We start from the raw sequence: 15,900 nt of genomic DNA on the forward strand, positions 1-15,900 counted from the left end.
AAGAAGCATGATGAAGAAAGAGGTTTATTTGAAAAATGTGGCTGAGAGTTTGGCCTTATTAAGTCGGGAAGTGTCTATCTTGAATGCGGTAAATCTCTATGATATTAACATCGTTGCAGAAGATTTCTTTCCCGGATTGTTGAATCTTATCTATGGATATGAATTGAAAAATGCAAACTATGTGGAGAAAAATGCACCTGCGATTGATTTGGTAGATCCAAAGAATCGGATAGCAGTTCAAGTCACATCGGATAATAGCAGTACAAAGATTAAGCATACAATAGAAGAATTTAACAAAAACAAATCATATCAGAGTTATGATAGATTGATTGTGCTGATTTTAACACAGAAGAAAAAATATTCTTCCAATTTTGATACACAGGGAATGTTTTCATTTGAAAAAGAAAGAGACATTTGGGATGTAGAAAAACTGATGCAAGATGTTCGAGAGTTGGAAACAGAACAAATAAAAGCAATCAGTAATTACCTGTCAGCAGAATTGTGTAATAAATATTATTCAGTGAAAGAAACGCAGGCCAGTGAAGTGGACACGATCATAGATTTGATAGAGTATATTTCGCAACACAGAAAAGTAAAGAAGCCTTGTGAGACAACGGTAGATCCGGAGTATAAGATTTATAAAAGGTTTCGGGATTTTGCAGATAGATTGATTGCGGAATATACGACACTTTACACCATTTATGGGGAAGCGTTGAAGATTGTAAATGAAACGCTGGGGATCGATGAGGCACAAGACATTATTATTATGTTCTATCTGCAGGATATCAGCGTACAATTTTTGGAAGAAGAGCAGGATAATCCGATTGCTGCATTGAATAAACTGGTTACATATTTTGAAACAAAATTAAGCGCGAATGGTAAAAAGTATGACCGTTCTGCAATTAAATTTTATCTTGTCAACGAAATGATTAAATGCAGGGTATTCCCAAACGAAAGGAGTGAGTATGATGCTGGCAAGTAGCAATGCACTGAAATCTTCCGCAATGTATATTGGCTATCTCATACTCAAAGAGATACAAAAACAGGAAGCAGGAAAGATTTCTATTTATGATGTATCTAAAGCATTAAAAAAGGCGGGGATTACAAGCAGCAGACAGTTGATTTTGGGTCTTTCCTTTTTGTATTCTGTTAATATTGTCGAATTTGAGGAGGCGAATATATGGGTAAAGAAATAAGTCGTATTCGTCTCAATCGGCTCTATTCAGAAAGTAATATTTTTGAAGAGATTTCTTTTCATGACGGAGTCAATATTATATTAGGCGAGAAATACGATGATAATTCTGTAAAAGGTCGGAAAACAAATGGTGTTGGAAAGTCTATGAGTATTGAGTTTTTAGATTTTGGTTTCTTGAATGATTATGAAAAATCAAGAATTGCAAAAATACCGAAAGAAGTATTTCCGTTAGAAGAAAACGTAATATTAGATCTGGATATAGGGGACGAAGCGATCACGATAAAAAGAAACCGGAAACAAGCGGATCAGCCTGTAATCATAAGAGAAGGGAGAACGGTATCTTTTGATAAACTTCAGGATGCAAGAGAATATCTGACAGGGCTTATTTTCCCAAAATTAAATGGGAAGAAAGTACCTAGTTTCAGAAATCTCTTTTCAATTTTGATGCGGGATGAACGTTCGGAATTTACAGATATCATCAAATGCCATGATTTGACGAAAAAGATTCCGGATGATTTGAGCGCTCATTTGTTTTTGTTGGGATTTTCTTTAGAGGCATATAAAAACACTTTAGAAACTATAAAGGAGATAGAGGCAGTCAATACCGTTATTGCAAAAGATAAAAAAGAATTGACGCAAGAAGGAAAAAAGAAAATTTCAGATGTTAAGGCAGAATTAAATGCATTGGAAGATGAATTACAAAAATTGGAAGATGCGATTGAAAGTTTTAAAACGAATGAGACTTTTGATTCTATGGAGGCAGACCTTATTGAACTGGAGGATTTGCTGGATCAGTTGCGTAAACGCCAAAAGGCTTTGCGATATGACTATGAAAAAATCAGAAAAATGCCAAAGCCGGAGCAGATTGATGACAGAGAAATCGAATTGGTCTATAACCAATTTAAGAGCGAGTTGGGAAATGCAGTAGTAAAATCTTTAAATGAGGTCGTAGGTTTTAAGAACAAGATAGAAGAATTCCAAAGAACATTGGTAAACCAAAAGGCAAAGGAATTGGAGAGCCAATTGAAAAGTATTGCGGAACAAATTCGGGTACTGGATGATGAATATTCAGAGAAACTGAAAGTCATCGATAAAAAAGGAGTGCTAAAGAATCTAAAAGTAAGTTTAAAGATTTATGAGGCGAAGAAGGATTCTATTTCTCATACGAAGTTTTTGTTTGATCAATACGAAAAGAATGAGAAAAAGAAAAGAATGCTGAATTTACAAAAAACTCAGCAACTCATGGAAATTGATAGTGAGATTGAGCAAAACAAAGAAATCATGGATGACTTTATTGATACCATTTTGGAAATCCATGAATCCATTATGGGAAATAAGGAATGTTCGTTTAGCATCCAGACTGTTGATAAGGCACGAAAGAAAACACCAGTTGAGTTGACGCTTCGTATTTACGATGATGGAAGCCATAGTGTAGACAGAACAAAGGTGTTCATTTATGATATGGCGTTATTATTTAATCAATACACCAGAGACAGGCATCCGTTGTTTTTGGTACATGACAACATTTTCGATGTGGATCAAGATACGTTAGTTCAATGTTTAAATTATATTTATAAGCAGGAAGAGCAGTATCAGGATTTTCAATATATCCTTACGTTGAATCGGGATAAAATCGAAAATGAAGAACAGCGGAAATTAATCCAGATGGATATTGATGAACATCAGGTAGCTGTGTTTACGAAAGAAAAGAAATTTTTAGGACGGAACTATCAGGAAAAATAGTAGCGTATGTAGAAGGAATGTTTTGTTCTAAGTTTGGAGGTATTTCATGCATTTAAGAAAAGCAGCGGAAGATGTTTCAATTTTGAAAATGCGGCGTTCTATTAATGCGGATACTATGACGAAAGAAGAACTTCACCAGAAATTGGAAACAGGATACCGAGATATTGGGAAGGAAAGAGTGAGAAACGCTTCGGAGGCTTTCGAAGAATGTCAGAGGAAATGTGAACCCAGCGAATAGTGGAAGGATGGAAATATGCAGATTGTGATTGAAATACCGAAAGCTGTTTTATTTGATGGCAAGTATACGGTAGAACAAGCAACTAATTTTGCAAAGAAAGAAGTTGCACTTGGATTCTATATGCAAAAGGGGGTGTCAGTGGCACTATGTTCACAGATTGCAGGTATGTCGGAGGAAGAATTCTTAGTAGAAGTAAAGGATAGGAAATAACCTTTGACAAATTTGTAAAAAAAAGGTATGATAAAAAACGATCGCACTACAGAAACTTGTGAAGCCTGTAGTCCGGAAGGTTTCTTCGGGAACCTTTCGTTAAATATGATGGAATCATGATTAAACTTCACAGTGAAGTAATTAAAAACTGTGAGAAGTGAAAAAAACGAAGCCGTAGGACCGCAAGGTATAGCTTCTGGAGGCTCCCCATTTTATCTGGGGAGTTTTTCTTTTATCATGTTCATGATAATACAGAAAATGAAAACAAAATAATAAAGAAACTAGGCAGGATATGTTCCCGTAAAAAGGAAGGTATCCTGTCTTTTTTGCATGAAAGAGAGGAAATTCGTATGAGAAAATTTTATACAGCAGAAGCAGTAACAGAAGGACACCCGGACAAAGTGTGCGACCAGATTGCAGATGCAATCCTGGATGTGTGTCTGAAAAATGATGCGGATTCCAAGGTGGCTTGTGAAGTGCTTGCCACGAAGGGAACTGTCATTGTGGCAGGAGAGATCACCAGCACCTATGAACCGGATGTGTTTGGTGTGATCCAGAAAGTATTGTCTGAAGTGGGATATTCCAGCGAAGGGGTTGCCATGGATACGTTTGTCCATCAGCAGAGTCCGGACATTGCCAATGCGGTCAGGGAATCCAAAGAAAAAAGGGAAGGGGTGTCTGACAATCAAATGGATTGGTTTCAAGGTGCCGGGGATCAGGGCGTCATGATCGGATATGCCTGTGATGAGACATCGCAGCTGATGCCCATGCCTGTGGTGCTTGCAAATAGGATTGTCCGGGAACTGTCTGCCTGTAGAAGAAGCAGCTATATTGAAGGAATCTGCCCGGATGGAAAAGCACAGGTGACGGTAGAGTATGAGGATGGGAAGCCTGTCCGTTTGGATAGTGTGGTTGTATCCTGTCAGCATACGGAAGATAAGAATCTGAAGAAACTGGAAGCAGAGATCCGAAAAAAGGTGCTTCTTCCGGCACTTCGTCTTCTTCCGCCGGATGATGATACCAAGATCCTTATCAATCCATCCGGACGTTTTGTCTGTGGAGGCATGGATGCAGATACGGGACTGACAGGAAGAAAACTGATGGTAGACAGCTATGGCAGTATCGTTCCCCATGGCGGTGGGGCATTTTCCGGAAAGGATTGTTCAAAAGTGGACCGTTCTGGGGCATATATGGCAAGGTATATTGCCAAAAATATGGTCGCTGCCGGACTTGCCAGCAAGTGTCAGGTTTCCCTTGCCTACGCCATAGGTGTTGCCCAGCCTGTTATGGTTCAGGTGGATACGTTTGGCACAGGAAACGTGTGTGCGGATGACTGTCTGGAAATGGCGATCCCCTTGGTGTTTGGACTGACACCAAAGCAGATCGTAGATACGCTGCGCCTTACCCGTCCCATTTTCCGGCAGACAGCAGCTTTTGGACATTTTGGAAGAAAGGAACTGCCATGGGAGCGCACCGATAAGGCAGAACAGCTCCGCAATGCGGTGATCTGATGGCTTGGGTCACAGAAGAAGAGTACCAGGCAGCCAAGCAGGTGCGGGCATATGAGTATTTGCAGACATATCAACCGGGAAGGCTGAAAAAGACAAGGACAAGAAACGAATGGCAGCTTCAGGACCATGACAGTTTTAAGATCAATGAGATCACCAGTAAATGGCATTGGAAATCCAGAAATATCGGTGGAATGTCTGCCCTCCGGTTTTTGATGCAGGTAGATGGCATAGGATATACGGAAGCCGTAAAGATCTTGTGTGAGCAGACGCCTGTGTATGTTCCCAGAGCAGAACCGGCACCTAAAAAGAAGCCCTTTGCCCTGCCCCTGCCCAATGACAGTTTTTACCGGGTGCGGAGATATTTGAACCAAAGGGGAATCCGGGATGAGGTACTGGATTACTGTGTGCAGCTCGGAATCCTGTATGAGAGCGCCCCCTACCATAACGCTGTTTTTGTTGGCATGGATGAACAGGGACATGCAAGGTATGCGTTCCTGCGGGGAATCTATGACAACCGGGGAAAGAGCTTCCGGATGGAGCAGGAAGGCAGTGAAAAGCAATACAGCTTTTGTGTTCCGCCTCTTGGGAAAAGCTGCCGGGTGGCAGTATATGAAGCATGTATTGACGCCCTGGCTCATATGACACTGGAAGGGAATGCGGATAAATACCGCCTGTCTTTGGGCGGTGTCGCTGCACCGAAGGAAGGGACCAGGCAGAACGTCAGAAAGATGAAAGTACCGGATGCATTGGAACATTTTTTGAAGCAGCATCCGGAGGTGACGGAGATAGAGATCTGCACCGATCATGATTTTGCCGGACAATGGGCGTGTGAACAGCTAAAAGAGCATTATGAAAAAGAATATGCTGTTTTCTGCAACCTGCCCCCAATAGAGGGTGCTGATTATGGAGACCTGGCAAAGCAGGCGTGGGGAAAACAGCAGAAACAGCGAAGAGAACGTGGGAGGTGAAGCGAATGGAAGATACCATAAAAATAGAATTGTTGACACCACTGACAGGGAATTTCACGTCCAGAGAATTGGAAAGGCAGTGGGAAGAGGGGGAATACGAGTACGATGTTTATGAGGGACTGCCATTGGAAGGAGCAGACTTGTCACAGTATGAATCGGAGATCAAAGAAGCTATCGAAAAATATAATGCCATTGGAAATGAGGAGGGAAAGCCCTGCAATTTAATGGATTATTTTGATGGCAGTGCAGCCATCAAAGAGAAAGTGATCAGTGCAGTCCCTTCAGTGAAACAAAAAGAGGGTATTTTGTATGGATGTACCACTTTAGAATTAACTACATTTTTAGAACAGACGGAAACAGAAGAACTGTATGAATATGTTACCGGGCAGTATAGTGACGGATGGGGCGAAGGGTTTGAACAGCAGGAAATCCAAGTCGGAGATGGAGAAATCTATGTTCATTTTTGGCAGGGCGATGACTATAAAATTCAGATCAGTGATCCCGATTATCAACAGAAGGAAACGGAAATGAGACGTCCGAAGATGCAGCTTGTGGGACAGGATGGAAATGTGTTTTCTATTCTGGCAAGGGCAAATAAACTGCTTCAGGAAAATGGGCAGGGACAAGAGGCAAAAGAAATGATTGCACGTGTCCAAAAATCAGAGAACTATTATCAGGCTCTTTATATCATCAGTGAGTATGTAGAGACGGAACTGAGCGAAGATTTTCAGAAAGCTACCAAGCCGCCAAAGAAACGTGGTAAGGAAGAATGCCGATGAAGTTCGCTTTTGCCATATCATAAAAGATATGGGAAGAAAAAATAGCAGAAACCGATGAAAAAGATAAGAAACAGCCTGCGGGCTGATAAGAAAGGATGATGCCTATGGAAAATACCCTGCAATTAGGGAACTTATTGAAAGAAGGAACATACCCGGAGGAATATACCGGAGGGGAGAAGTGGACGATCCTGCATGGAGATACGCTGAAACTGGTGAAGGCATTTCAGCCGGGAATCTTTGATGCAGTGATCACCGATCCGCCGTATGCGTCCGGGGGAACGAAGCAGAATGAAAGAAACCGTACTACCAATCAGAAATACAGCAGTATGAAGGCTGAAAATGCCTTACCGGATTTTGATGGGGATAACAAAGACCAGCGTTCCTGGACACACTGGATGGCAGAGTGGCTTTACGATGTGCGGAAGGCCTGCAAGATCGGAGCGCCTATCTGTCTTTTTATTGACTGGAGACAATACCCGTCCATTACCGATGCCCTTCAGTGGGCAGGCTGGATCTGGAGGGGTACAGCGGTGTGGGATAAAGGAAACTCCCGTCCGCAAAAAGGGCGTTTCCGCCAGCAGGCTGAATATATTGTATGGGGCAGTAATGGACCGATGCCTATCAGCCGTCCGGTGTCCTGTCTTCCCGGTGTGTTCCGTTATGGAAATCCCCAGAACCGTATCCATGTGACAGAAAAGCCTTTGCAGCTTATGAAAGATGTGATCCAGATCTGCGAGCCAGGTGGAAGAATCTTAGATCCCTTTGCCGGAGCAGGGACAACTATTCTTGCTGCTGTAGAGGAAGGCTATGAGGCAGTGGGCATCGAGGTGACGGATGCCTATTATAAGCTGGGAAGTGACCGGGTGAAGTTTGCACTGGAAGCAAAGAAAGCAGAAGAGGATAAGCAGGATGAATAGTAATCCGCAGTATCAGAAGAGAAAGCAGGATCTGAATCATCTGCTTTATGAAAAAGTACAGTCAGAACTGACAGCCTTTCGTGAAGAAATTCTTGCAAAAACACCAGAGGAAATTTATGAAGCAGCACATGAAATTGCTGTGAAACATGAAATAGCAAAGGTATTTGCAGATTCTGATTATTCCCCTTTTAGCGCATCGGTTCTATTAAAATCCGAGAATCTACTACAGGATATTTATGATGAATGGCAGAAAGGTGGAGTTCTGACGAAAGACGGGATGAAGATGTTTGCCGGATATGTCGCTATTTATCGGAAACATGCAGTAAGAAAGGAAATCAATAAATCAGAGGCAGAGAGATAGGGCATCCACATGGATGTCCAAATTTATTTTAGAAGAAGAAATGTGCATCCACATGGATGCAGGAAAGGGGACTTATGGACAGAGTCTATGATGTGACCATCCGAGAAGTGCGTGAAAAGACCGTTGCAGTGAAAGCATCCAGCAAAGAAGAAGCAGAAAAAGGATGTCGTATGTATGGCCCAAGTACCAGTGAATATGACATTCAGTCCGTTCAGTATGAAGCAGTGGAACGGGAAGCGGAAAAGACATTTGAAATCGAAATCCGAAAAAGTTACACCATCCGCAAATCCATCTCAGCACATTCCAAGGAAGATGCGGTAGAACGGGCAGAGATTCTGTATGATGACGGTGGCTTTGACGATGAATTTGATGAAAGTACAATGGATGTGAGCTTTGAAGTAAAAGCAGAAAAAGTAAAGAAAAAGGAACAAGTGCGATAGGAGGTGAGGCGATGGAACAGGCGATGGCGTATGTGTGCTGTCCGGCAGAGGAAAGCAGAGTGAAGGTGCAGAGATACTGCCGGAAGATTTATGAACTGGGGTATGTACCCATTTGTCCGAGGTTTGGGTTTCTGCCATTTTTGGATGAAGGAGAAGCGGAGGATCAACAGGCATATAATCGGATGTCCCACTTGATCTTAAAACGATGCCGGATGGTAGTGGTCTGTGGAAAAGAAGTGACTGGAACGATGAATACGGATATTAGCACTGCTGATCGACTGCATATCATCTGTACCACATTGGATGGCTTAATCAAGATTAAAGAGGCAGAATGAGATGGAAGAAAAAGACAGACAAAGGATGGAGAAAGAATACAATCGCTTGGAACAATGGATCGTGAAGCTTGAAAGGATGAAAAATCCGGAGAACATGGAAAGTATTTTTTTTCGACCAGAAGAAGCGCATGAATTGGAGGATCTAATCAAAAGAGGAAACCGGAGGCTTTGTAAAATAGGGAAACGCCTAGGGATGCCGGAAGAACCAGGACCTCCCTGGTTTATGTTTTATGATATGATTACGAATTCTATTAAAGAGTATCTTCCTTATAAATATCAAGACTATGAAGTCTGCATTAAGACCGTAGAAATAGAAGGGCAGAAGTTCGATGTAATGAAACTTTGGAAAGAGGATGATCCGAAACTGCCTATGTTACCAATAAAGGAATATGAAAATCAGGTGGCGGATGGTGCCGATGGATATTGTATTTTAGGTCGAATGGCGAGTGATTATAAAAAGTTGATCCATCCAGTGAAGAAATATCAAAGAGAACGTTAAAGAGAACTTGCATGGGGGAGTCGATTTGAATCGATGGAACTGGTTTTGCAAGCATAGCGTTTGGATATCCAAACGCACTTTGGGGAGAACCCCAATCCCCCGGCAGTCGAGAAAGGAGAGAAGTGAAATGTTTTTTGCAGGAATGGCTCTTGGGATAGTGGCAGGCGCAGCCTTTGGCATTGGGATCATGTGCTGTGTAGTTGCCGGAAAGCAGGAGGATCAGCAGATGGAACAGATAGGGGTTCGCAGACAGAAGAAGGGAGAACGGAAAACAATCCATTTCCGGGATCGGGAAGGGATAGAGAGGTTCTCCCTTTCGGATGGGGAAAGCCTTTGCATGATGGCAGAGGACGGAACGAAAGAGATTGGTCTCTGCCGCTTTGTGGATGGGAAGCAGGTGGATGTGAATGGGCAGATCTGGGAGATCGGGGAATTCCTCTGGCAGATGGAACGCAGGGGGATTCAGGTGTATCCCTTAGAGACAGCATAAAAGAAGGAAAGGTAGGTGGTCGAATGAGAAAACGAAACCATGTAGTTCCGGTACGGTTGAATGCAAAGGAACTTCGCCATTTGGACGGACAGGTCGCAAAGAGTGGACTGAGCAGGGAGGAATTTTTACGCTCCCTGATCTTAGGCGCACAGCTTCAGACAAAGCCCTGTGAGCATCATGCAGAACTTCTTCGAAAGATTGCGGGGCTTTGCAACAATGCCAACCAGCTTGCCCATGTTGCCAATGGCACCGGGATGGCAGGGGAAGCCAGCGTACAGGAGATGCTCCGGATTTCCAAAGAGACCTGGCGTCTGGTGAAAGAGGAATGGTAGATGGCATATACCAGCGTCCTCCCCGTCCACCGCCTGGAGCGTTCCATTGACTATGTGAAGGACCGGACAAAGACCACCAAGAGCGCCGGCTCTTTGGAAGAAGCCATTGATTATGCATGCAACCGGGAAAAAACAGAAGAGACCATTTTTGAGGATGCCATGGGGTGTACCTGTGAAAATGCCTATGCGGACATGGTAAAGACCAAAGAGCGCTTCCATAAGAAAGGCGGGGTACAGGGCTACCATCTGGTGCAGAGTTTTGCAAAAGGGGAAGTATCCCCCGAACTGGCACATCTGATCGGACAGGAACTGGCAGAGCAGTTATTGAAAGGGCAGTTTGAAGTGGTGATCACCACTCATTTGAATACCAGTCATTACCACAATCATCTGGTATGGAATTCGGTGAGCATGGTGGATGGGAAGAAATACCATAGCAATGTCAAAAGTTATTTTACCGAAGTGCGCCGGATTTCGGATGACTTATGCAGGAAATACGGTCTTTCCGTGATCCAGACGAACCAGGGGAAAGCCATGCACTATGCCCAGTGGAAAGCAGAAGCAGAAGGGAAACCTACCTGGAGGACTGCCATCCGCATGGATATCCGGGATGCCATTGGCGTGAGCTTTTCCTGGAGTCAGTTTGTAAAAGAAATGGAGAAGCGGGGTTATACCTGGAAGCTGAACCGGAAGTATCCGGCATTAAAGACACCGGATATGGAGAGGTATGTCCGTCTGCGTTCCTTGGGAAAAGGCTATGGGGAGGCAGAGATCCAGGAGAAGATCCTGCGTCCAAAGATCCAACAGGTGTATGGAAAAACACAGGTGAAGTTTCCAAAGAGGAAACTTACCGGACTTCAAAAGCTGTATTTTTCTTATCTGTATCGGATGGGAGTGCTTCAGCAGAAGCCGAAACGGATTTCTTATGCGGTCCGTTCCGATATCCGAAAACTGGATCTGCGCATCCGGCAGATGGAGTTTTTGCAAAAAGAAGGGATCACCACCAGGGAAGAGCTGGCGGCATACCGGAAACCTTTGGAGGAACAGGTGCTTTCCTTGATGAAGGAGCGAAGAACGCTATATCGAAAAGAACCGGGAAGTATGCGTCTTCAGGAGATCAACGGGGAATTAAAAGAACTTCGGAAGAAGATCCGTTTAAGCCAGCAGATAGAAATCCAGTCGAAAGAGATGGAAGAGAGGTTAAAACGGGCAAAGGAACAGGAGCAGGTACAGGAATCGTCAGGGAAACAACGAAGGGAAGAAGAACGGAAGCGGTAAGGAGGTGAGAGCGTATGAACTATGGCGGTGATGCGGCAGATCAGATCGTCCGGTATTCCATGGAAGGCATGGAACACACCTTACGGATCAGCGGGAGCATTGCAAAGAATCTGGCGGTGCTGATCGTTGCGGTAATGAAGGACCAGAAAAAGACCAGGGGAAAGACCAACCTGCTTCGGATGTTAAAGGAACAGCGGGCAATGAAATTTTTCACCATTCCTCATGACAGGCTGCGGGAGTTTGCCGGGGAAGCCAAATCCAGGGGACTTTTGTATGTGGTCATCCGGGATAAGAAGAATCCTCAGTTTTCCGAGATCATGGTGTTTGCCGATGATGCGGCAAAGGTGAACCGGGTACTGGATAAGATGAATCTGGACTTTGTGAGATCGGAAGCCGGGGAAGCGGTTGTGGAACAAGCGTCAGTCCGGGAAGGAGAGCGTGTGATCGATGCAGAGTTTACCGAGAAAACCGAAGCAAAAGAAGAACTTCCGGTAAAGACCGAAAAGGTGGTGCTGCCGGAAGGAACCATTGAGTTCGAACTGGATGAAGAAGAGCATCTGTTTGATGTAGGGGAAGTCTCTCCTTCGGAGGGAAATTTTACCCAGGCGGAGAAGGCAGGGAATCTGTCCGGACCTTCCTCGCACAGCAGCGGTTCTTTTTCCGGGCAGGAAACTAGCTGGAAAGGGGAGAAACCATCTGTCCGGCAGGAATTAAAAAAGATTGAAACGGAACAGAAACAGCGGCAGAAGCAACAGCAGAGCCGGAGAAAACCGAGAAATCAGCAGAGAAGGAAACAGAAGAAAGTGAAAGGCAGGTAAGGCTATGGATTTAACGAACATGATCCCTGGTGGGGCAGGGGAAGAAAAAACTCCACAACAGCAGTTATCAAAAGAAGAATATGCAGCCATGAAAAAACAGCAGAGGGAAGAGGTGTGGGCAGAGGTAGACGCCCAGGCACAGGCGGTGTTCCAAAACGGGGATTCTTTAAAGGGATTTTTAGATTTTATGGCACAGTGCAATACGCAGAAAACACCCAACCTTCTGTTGATCTACGGACAGAATCCACAGGCAACGGTGGTAAAATCCTATGATTACTGGAAAAAAGAACACCGTTCTCCGAAATCCGGGGTGCATGGCTACACCTATATGGTCAGTACGGAATATGAAAAAGACGGGGAAATGCGGACAGGCTATGCCATCGGCAAAGGATTTGACATCAGCCAGATGAGTGGAAAACCGCTGGAGGAACGTCCGCAGCGTTCCATGGAAGAACTGCTCCATGCAGTCTTAAAGGATCAGCCAGTGCGAATGCAGATTGCAGACAATCTGCCGGAGGGCATCCAGGCACAGTATATTCCGAAACAGCGTACCGTCTATGTGCGCAACGGAATGGATGAGAATACAACATTCCATGCAGTGAACCGGGAACTGGCCTGTGCCGCCCTGGATCAGCACGATGGGAACTATGCAAGGAAGAAGGTGAATGCCCAGGCATACTGTGCCGCGTATGTGATCGGCAAGCGGTATGGGGCAGAGGTGTCCGGCTTCCAGTTTGGAAAAGTGGCAGAGATGCAGGCAAACGGACAGAAAGATCCCCAGGAACTTCGGGGCTTTTTAAATGATGTCCGGCAGGCAGCCTATACTATCCGTAACCATATGGAACGAAATTTCGGGGAACAGGAGCAGACCTTTTCCCAGGATGCGTTTTCCTTTGAGGAACCGCCAAAGCAGACACCGAAGAAGGAGAAAAAAGAGAAACAGCCGGAGCGATAGGTTCTTAAAAAAGTTCCGCAGTAGGGATAGCTATTGGGAAGGTCTTGTGGTATGTTGAGTGTAACAAAGACAGGAGGGAATGCGGATGGCAGATTACTATTTAAAAACGGATAATATCATGAAAAATATGTTTACGGTGGCACTCAAAGATGAGCTGGCAGCCCAGAGCCGGATGGGAACGGTTCATCCAGAGACAGAAGCCATGCTGCAGAGAGTCCGAGCCTATGAGCTTTCCGAGAAAAGGCTTCCCATCACCACAGAGGAACAGCGGGAACTTCGCAATGCCCTTAATCGGCTGCGGGACAAGTATCTGGCCATGGGCAGGTACAGCGATGGCATTGACAGCGTGATCTTAAAGGTCATGAAACCAAACACCAGCAGGCACTTCTTCTGGTAACAGAAGGGAGGGATGTCTATGAGGATATATGATCAAAAACAAGTGGAACAATTACGAAAGCGGTATCCGAAAGGAACAAGGCTCTGTCTGGACTTTATGGAGGAGCCGGGGATGCCGCCGGGATTACAAGGAACGGTAGCATTTATCGATGATGCCGGGCAGATTCACATGCACTGGGCAAATGGGCGAAGCCTTGCCCTGATTCCCGGAGAGGATTCTTTTCACAGAGTAGACGGACCAGCAAACGAAGCGCCAAAGAGTGAAAAAGCGAAGAAGGAGCGAGGCCCGCAGAGGTAGCGTGGAAACGTTCTGACCTTTGGGTGTGGCTGCTGTTTCTGCCCGTTGTCTGGTGGGCAGGCGCCATCACTGCCTGTGCCATAAAACCGGATACCAATCTGTTACAGATCTTACAAGTGCTGACCGAAAAACTGGATCAGCCTTTTTCTATTTCTTATACACCGTACACGCTGCGGTGTATATTCACATTCACAATCGCCTATGTGTTAGGCATCGGTATTTATTATTCCCAGAAGAGAAACTATCGAAGAGGGGTGGAGCATGGCTCTGCCAAATGGGGTGATGCAGCTTCCATCTGCAAGCGTTACCGGGACAAGCGGTACACCCAGAATCTCATTTTAACCCAGAACTTCCGCATGGGATTGGACTGCTATAAGCACAAACGAAACTTAAATGTTTTGGTGGTGGGCGGTTCCGGTGCGGGAAAAAGCCGGGCATACGCCGTAGTCAACATCATGCAGTGCAACTGTTCTATGGTGGTCACCGATCCTAAGGGAGAGCTTCTTCGGAAAACCGGAGGACTGTTGGAGAGGGAAGGCTATGAAGTCCGGGTGTTTGACCTGATCAATCCGGAGACATCTTTTTGCTATAATCCCTTTGCCTATGTGCGGGATGATAAGGATGTGTTAAAGCTCATTAATAACCTGATCCGAAATACCACCCCGAAGGGAGCACAAAGCTCGGATCCATTTTGGGAGAAAAGTGAGACCGCCTTGCTGCAGGCACTCATGCTGTATCTTCTGCATGAAGCGCCGCCGGAGGAACAGAACTTCTCCATGATCATGGAAATGTTAGGTTCTGCCCAGGTGAAAGAGGACGATGAGGAATACCAGTCTTCGCTGGATATCCTGTTTGAACGTTTGGAGATGCGAAATCCGGAAAGCATTGCAGTCAAGCAGTATGCCATTTACAAGCAGGCGGCAGGAAAGACCGCAAAGTCCATCCTGATCTCTGTAGGCGTCCGTCTGGCTGCGTTCAATTTAAAACAGATCGCCAATCTGACCTGTACCGATGAACTGGATCTTTACAGCATCGGGGAGAAAAAGGTGGCGCTGTTTTGCTGTATCCCGGATGCGGATACCAGCCTCAATTATCTGGTGGGCATGATTTATAGTAACCTCTTTCAAACCCTTTACTATGTGGCAGACCGGAAATACCATGGAAAACTTCCTATTCCGGTACACTGCATCATGGATGAGTGGCCAAACGTGGCACTGCCGGATGATTTTGACAAGCTTCTGGCAACCATGAGGTCGCGCGCAATTTCCTGCAGCATCATCATCCAGAACATTGCGCAGATGAAAGCCTTGTTTAAGGATAGCTGGGAAAGTCTCATAGGGAATTGCGATGAATTTTTATATCTGGGCGGCAATGAAAAAGAGGGGCATAAATATGTCTCGGAACTATTGGGGAAAGAAACACTGGATACCAATACCTATGGGCAGACCAAGGGAAGGAGTGGAAGCTATTCTGTGAATTTCCAGCAGTCCGGAAGGGAACTTTTAACCCCCGATGAAGTACGCCTTTTGGATAACCGCAAGGCAGTGCTTCTGGTGCGTGGGGAACGCCCCATTCTGGATGAGAAATATGATCTGCATAAACATGTGAATGTGAAATATACGGAGGATGGAGGGGCGCCGCCTTATGATTATGCGAAGGCTCCCCTGTCCCATGAAGATGTAACCATTGATACCAGGAGACTGGATGATTATGAACTGCTCTCGGCTGAGGAGATCCTCGGCGGGGAGCAGTCTTTTTGATTGGAGGAATGCCATTGAAGAAAAGAAATGAAATGCCAAAGAGACAGACAACAAACCATGCCGCTGTACCCATGCCCATGGGGAAAGGACCGAAATATCCGTTTGCCTTTTATGTGGCGCTGGTGCTGTCTATGACGGTAGGAGGCATCCCGGTGCTTGCAGCCGGAGATCCCCTGTCAGTCATCAATAACCTGTCCACCTTTATCTTCTCCCTGATCCGGGCCATCGGCTTGATCTTACTGGGATTTGGTGTGGTGCAGGTAGGTTTGAGCTTAAAGAGCCATGATCCCAGCCAGAGAGCCAACGGGTTTCTGACGCTGGCAGGCGGTGTCATCATCACCTTTGCAAAAGAGATCCTGGACCTGATCGTTGGGTAGTGG

Annotated in this window: 22 protein-coding genes; all 22 read left to right on the forward strand. The window is 45.2% G+C overall.

Annotated features, from left to right (window positions below; genetic code table 11):
* Positions 1 to 7 precede the first annotated feature (7 nt).
* The 22 genes from BN3282_RS03895 to BN3282_RS04000 all read left to right on the forward strand — a co-directional run bounded on the left by BN3282_RS03895 (position 8) and on the right by BN3282_RS04000 (position 15,897).
* A complete protein-coding gene (locus tag BN3282_RS03895; RefSeq protein WP_059066790.1) occupies positions 8 to 982 on the forward strand; it encodes an SMEK domain-containing protein in 975 nt (324 codons plus the stop codon).
* Positions 966 to 1,196, forward strand: a complete 231-nt coding sequence (locus BN3282_RS03900; protein ID WP_059066791.1) for an ABC-three component system middle component 6 — start codon at positions 966 to 968, stop codon at positions 1,194 to 1,196. The genes BN3282_RS03895 and BN3282_RS03900 overlap by 17 nt, the downstream gene beginning before the upstream one ends.
* Positions 1,181 to 2,938: a DUF2326 domain-containing protein gene (locus BN3282_RS03905; RefSeq protein WP_059066792.1), complete on the forward strand. Its 1,758-nt coding sequence runs from the start codon at positions 1,181 to 1,183 to the stop codon at positions 2,936 to 2,938. Before BN3282_RS03900 ends, BN3282_RS03905 begins: the two co-directional genes overlap by 16 nt.
* Before the next feature lie 46 nt (positions 2,939 to 2,984).
* Positions 2,985 to 3,176: a hypothetical protein gene (locus tag BN3282_RS03910; RefSeq protein WP_059066793.1), complete on the forward strand. Its 192-nt coding sequence runs from the start codon at positions 2,985 to 2,987 to the stop codon at positions 3,174 to 3,176.
* Between the two features lie 15 nt (positions 3,177 to 3,191).
* Positions 3,192 to 3,386: a UPF0175 family protein gene (locus BN3282_RS03915; protein ID WP_059066794.1), complete on the forward strand. Its 195-nt coding sequence runs from the start codon at positions 3,192 to 3,194 to the stop codon at positions 3,384 to 3,386.
* 350 nt (positions 3,387 to 3,736) lie between these two features.
* Positions 3,737 to 4,897, forward strand: a complete 1,161-nt coding sequence (gene metK, locus BN3282_RS03920) for a methionine adenosyltransferase (RefSeq protein WP_059066795.1) — start codon at positions 3,737 to 3,739, stop codon at positions 4,895 to 4,897.
* Positions 4,897 to 5,865: a DUF3991 and TOPRIM domain-containing protein gene (locus BN3282_RS03925; protein ID WP_059066796.1), complete on the forward strand. Its 969-nt coding sequence runs from the start codon at positions 4,897 to 4,899 to the stop codon at positions 5,863 to 5,865. The genes metK and BN3282_RS03925 overlap by 1 nt, the downstream gene beginning before the upstream one ends.
* Before the next feature lie 5 nt (positions 5,866 to 5,870).
* Positions 5,871 to 6,644, forward strand: coding sequence for a hypothetical protein (locus tag BN3282_RS03930; protein WP_059066797.1), 774 nt, complete (start codon positions 5,871 to 5,873; stop codon positions 6,642 to 6,644).
* A gap of 104 nt (positions 6,645 to 6,748) precedes the next feature.
* Positions 6,749 to 7,561, forward strand: coding sequence for a DNA-methyltransferase (locus tag BN3282_RS03935; RefSeq protein ID WP_330382142.1), 813 nt, complete (start codon positions 6,749 to 6,751; stop codon positions 7,559 to 7,561).
* Positions 7,554 to 7,922, forward strand: a complete 369-nt coding sequence (locus tag BN3282_RS03940; protein WP_059066799.1) for a DUF3848 domain-containing protein — start codon at positions 7,554 to 7,556, stop codon at positions 7,920 to 7,922. Before BN3282_RS03935 ends, BN3282_RS03940 begins: the two co-directional genes overlap by 8 nt.
* 74 nt (positions 7,923 to 7,996) lie before the next feature.
* Positions 7,997 to 8,362: a hypothetical protein gene (locus BN3282_RS03945; protein ID WP_059066800.1), complete on the forward strand. Its 366-nt coding sequence runs from the start codon at positions 7,997 to 7,999 to the stop codon at positions 8,360 to 8,362.
* 11 nt (positions 8,363 to 8,373) lie between these two features.
* The gene (locus tag BN3282_RS03950; RefSeq protein WP_059066801.1) at positions 8,374 to 8,697 is read left to right on the forward strand and encodes a DUF7768 domain-containing protein; all 324 of its coding nucleotides are present in this window, start codon (positions 8,374 to 8,376) and stop codon (positions 8,695 to 8,697) included.
* Between the two features lies 1 nt (position 8,698).
* Complete coding sequence (locus BN3282_RS03955; protein WP_059066802.1) at positions 8,699 to 9,196, forward strand: hypothetical protein; 498 nt, start codon at positions 8,699 to 8,701, stop codon at positions 9,194 to 9,196.
* Between the two features lie 127 nt (positions 9,197 to 9,323).
* Positions 9,324 to 9,686: a hypothetical protein gene (locus BN3282_RS03960; RefSeq protein ID WP_059066803.1), complete on the forward strand. Its 363-nt coding sequence runs from the start codon at positions 9,324 to 9,326 to the stop codon at positions 9,684 to 9,686.
* 23 nt (positions 9,687 to 9,709) lie between these two features.
* A complete protein-coding gene (locus BN3282_RS03965; RefSeq protein ID WP_009243227.1) occupies positions 9,710 to 10,018 on the forward strand; it encodes a plasmid mobilization protein in 309 nt (102 codons plus the stop codon).
* Positions 10,019 to 11,293: a relaxase/mobilization nuclease domain-containing protein gene (locus BN3282_RS03970; RefSeq protein WP_059066804.1), complete on the forward strand. Its 1,275-nt coding sequence runs from the start codon at positions 10,019 to 10,021 to the stop codon at positions 11,291 to 11,293.
* 14 nt (positions 11,294 to 11,307) lie between these two features.
* Positions 11,308 to 12,111 carry a PcfB family protein gene (locus BN3282_RS03975; RefSeq protein WP_059066805.1) on the forward strand — a complete coding sequence of 268 codons (804 nt, stop codon included), beginning with the start codon at positions 11,308 to 11,310 and terminating at the stop codon, positions 12,109 to 12,111.
* Between the two features lie 4 nt (positions 12,112 to 12,115).
* Positions 12,116 to 13,066 carry an ArdC-like ssDNA-binding domain-containing protein gene (locus tag BN3282_RS03980; protein WP_059066806.1) on the forward strand — a complete coding sequence of 317 codons (951 nt, stop codon included), beginning with the start codon at positions 12,116 to 12,118 and terminating at the stop codon, positions 13,064 to 13,066.
* A gap of 85 nt (positions 13,067 to 13,151) precedes the next feature.
* Positions 13,152 to 13,463, forward strand: coding sequence for a hypothetical protein (locus BN3282_RS03985; protein ID WP_059066807.1), 312 nt, complete (start codon positions 13,152 to 13,154; stop codon positions 13,461 to 13,463).
* An 18-nt stretch (positions 13,464 to 13,481) separates the two neighbouring features.
* On the forward strand, positions 13,482 to 13,760 hold the full coding sequence (locus tag BN3282_RS03990) for a DUF4314 domain-containing protein (RefSeq protein WP_059066808.1): 279 nt from the start codon (positions 13,482 to 13,484) through the stop codon (positions 13,758 to 13,760).
* A 23-nt stretch (positions 13,761 to 13,783) separates the two neighbouring features.
* Positions 13,784 to 15,520, forward strand: coding sequence for a VirD4-like conjugal transfer protein, CD1115 family (locus BN3282_RS03995; RefSeq protein ID WP_059066809.1), 1,737 nt, complete (start codon positions 13,784 to 13,786; stop codon positions 15,518 to 15,520).
* Between the two features lie 8 nt (positions 15,521 to 15,528).
* A complete protein-coding gene (locus BN3282_RS04000; RefSeq protein WP_059066888.1) occupies positions 15,529 to 15,897 on the forward strand; it encodes a hypothetical protein in 369 nt (122 codons plus the stop codon).
* Positions 15,898 to 15,900: the final 3 nt, after the last annotated feature.

It is taken from the genome of Mediterraneibacter massiliensis, assembly GCF_001487105.1.
GTDB classification, from domain to species: Bacteria; Bacillota; Clostridia; order Lachnospirales; family Lachnospiraceae; genus Mediterraneibacter; species Mediterraneibacter massiliensis.

What these genes read in the sequence shown, in the direction of transcription:
- BN3282_RS03965 (WP_009243227.1), top strand. Translation starts at nt 9,710, where the DNA reads ATGAGAAAACGAAACCATGTAGTTCCGGTACGGTTGAATGCAAAGGAA.
- BN3282_RS03950 (WP_059066801.1), top strand. Translation starts at nt 8,374, where the DNA reads ATGGAACAGGCGATGGCGTATGTGTGCTGTCCGGCAGAGGAAAGCAGA.
- BN3282_RS03960 (WP_059066803.1), top strand. Translation starts at nt 9,324, where the DNA reads ATGTTTTTTGCAGGAATGGCTCTTGGGATAGTGGCAGGCGCAGCCTTT.
- BN3282_RS04000 (WP_059066888.1), top strand. Translation starts at nt 15,529, where the DNA reads ATGCCATTGAAGAAAAGAAATGAAATGCCAAAGAGACAGACAACAAAC.
- BN3282_RS03925 (WP_059066796.1), top strand. Translation starts at nt 4,897, where the DNA reads ATGGCTTGGGTCACAGAAGAAGAGTACCAGGCAGCCAAGCAGGTGCGG.
- BN3282_RS03910 (WP_059066793.1), top strand. Translation starts at nt 2,985, where the DNA reads ATGCATTTAAGAAAAGCAGCGGAAGATGTTTCAATTTTGAAAATGCGG.
- BN3282_RS03900 (WP_059066791.1), top strand. Translation starts at nt 966, where the DNA reads ATGATGCTGGCAAGTAGCAATGCACTGAAATCTTCCGCAATGTATATT.
- BN3282_RS03915 (WP_059066794.1), top strand. Translation starts at nt 3,192, where the DNA reads ATGCAGATTGTGATTGAAATACCGAAAGCTGTTTTATTTGATGGCAAG.
- BN3282_RS03895 (WP_059066790.1), top strand. Translation starts at nt 8, where the DNA reads ATGATGAAGAAAGAGGTTTATTTGAAAAATGTGGCTGAGAGTTTGGCC.
- BN3282_RS03990 (WP_059066808.1), top strand. Translation starts at nt 13,482, where the DNA reads ATGAGGATATATGATCAAAAACAAGTGGAACAATTACGAAAGCGGTAT.
- metK (WP_059066795.1), top strand. Translation starts at nt 3,737, where the DNA reads ATGAGAAAATTTTATACAGCAGAAGCAGTAACAGAAGGACACCCGGAC.
- BN3282_RS03985 (WP_059066807.1), top strand. Translation starts at nt 13,152, where the DNA reads ATGGCAGATTACTATTTAAAAACGGATAATATCATGAAAAATATGTTT.
- BN3282_RS03905 (WP_059066792.1), top strand. Translation starts at nt 1,181, where the DNA reads ATGGGTAAAGAAATAAGTCGTATTCGTCTCAATCGGCTCTATTCAGAA.
- BN3282_RS03955 (WP_059066802.1), top strand. Translation starts at nt 8,699, where the DNA reads ATGGAAGAAAAAGACAGACAAAGGATGGAGAAAGAATACAATCGCTTG.
- BN3282_RS03935 (WP_330382142.1), top strand. Translation starts at nt 6,749, where the DNA reads ATGGAAAATACCCTGCAATTAGGGAACTTATTGAAAGAAGGAACATAC.
- BN3282_RS03930 (WP_059066797.1), top strand. Translation starts at nt 5,871, where the DNA reads ATGGAAGATACCATAAAAATAGAATTGTTGACACCACTGACAGGGAAT.
- BN3282_RS03970 (WP_059066804.1), top strand. Translation starts at nt 10,019, where the DNA reads ATGGCATATACCAGCGTCCTCCCCGTCCACCGCCTGGAGCGTTCCATT.
- BN3282_RS03975 (WP_059066805.1), top strand. Translation starts at nt 11,308, where the DNA reads ATGAACTATGGCGGTGATGCGGCAGATCAGATCGTCCGGTATTCCATG.
- BN3282_RS03945 (WP_059066800.1), top strand. Translation starts at nt 7,997, where the DNA reads ATGGACAGAGTCTATGATGTGACCATCCGAGAAGTGCGTGAAAAGACC.
- BN3282_RS03980 (WP_059066806.1), top strand. Translation starts at nt 12,116, where the DNA reads ATGGATTTAACGAACATGATCCCTGGTGGGGCAGGGGAAGAAAAAACT.
- BN3282_RS03940 (WP_059066799.1), top strand. Translation starts at nt 7,554, where the DNA reads ATGAATAGTAATCCGCAGTATCAGAAGAGAAAGCAGGATCTGAATCAT.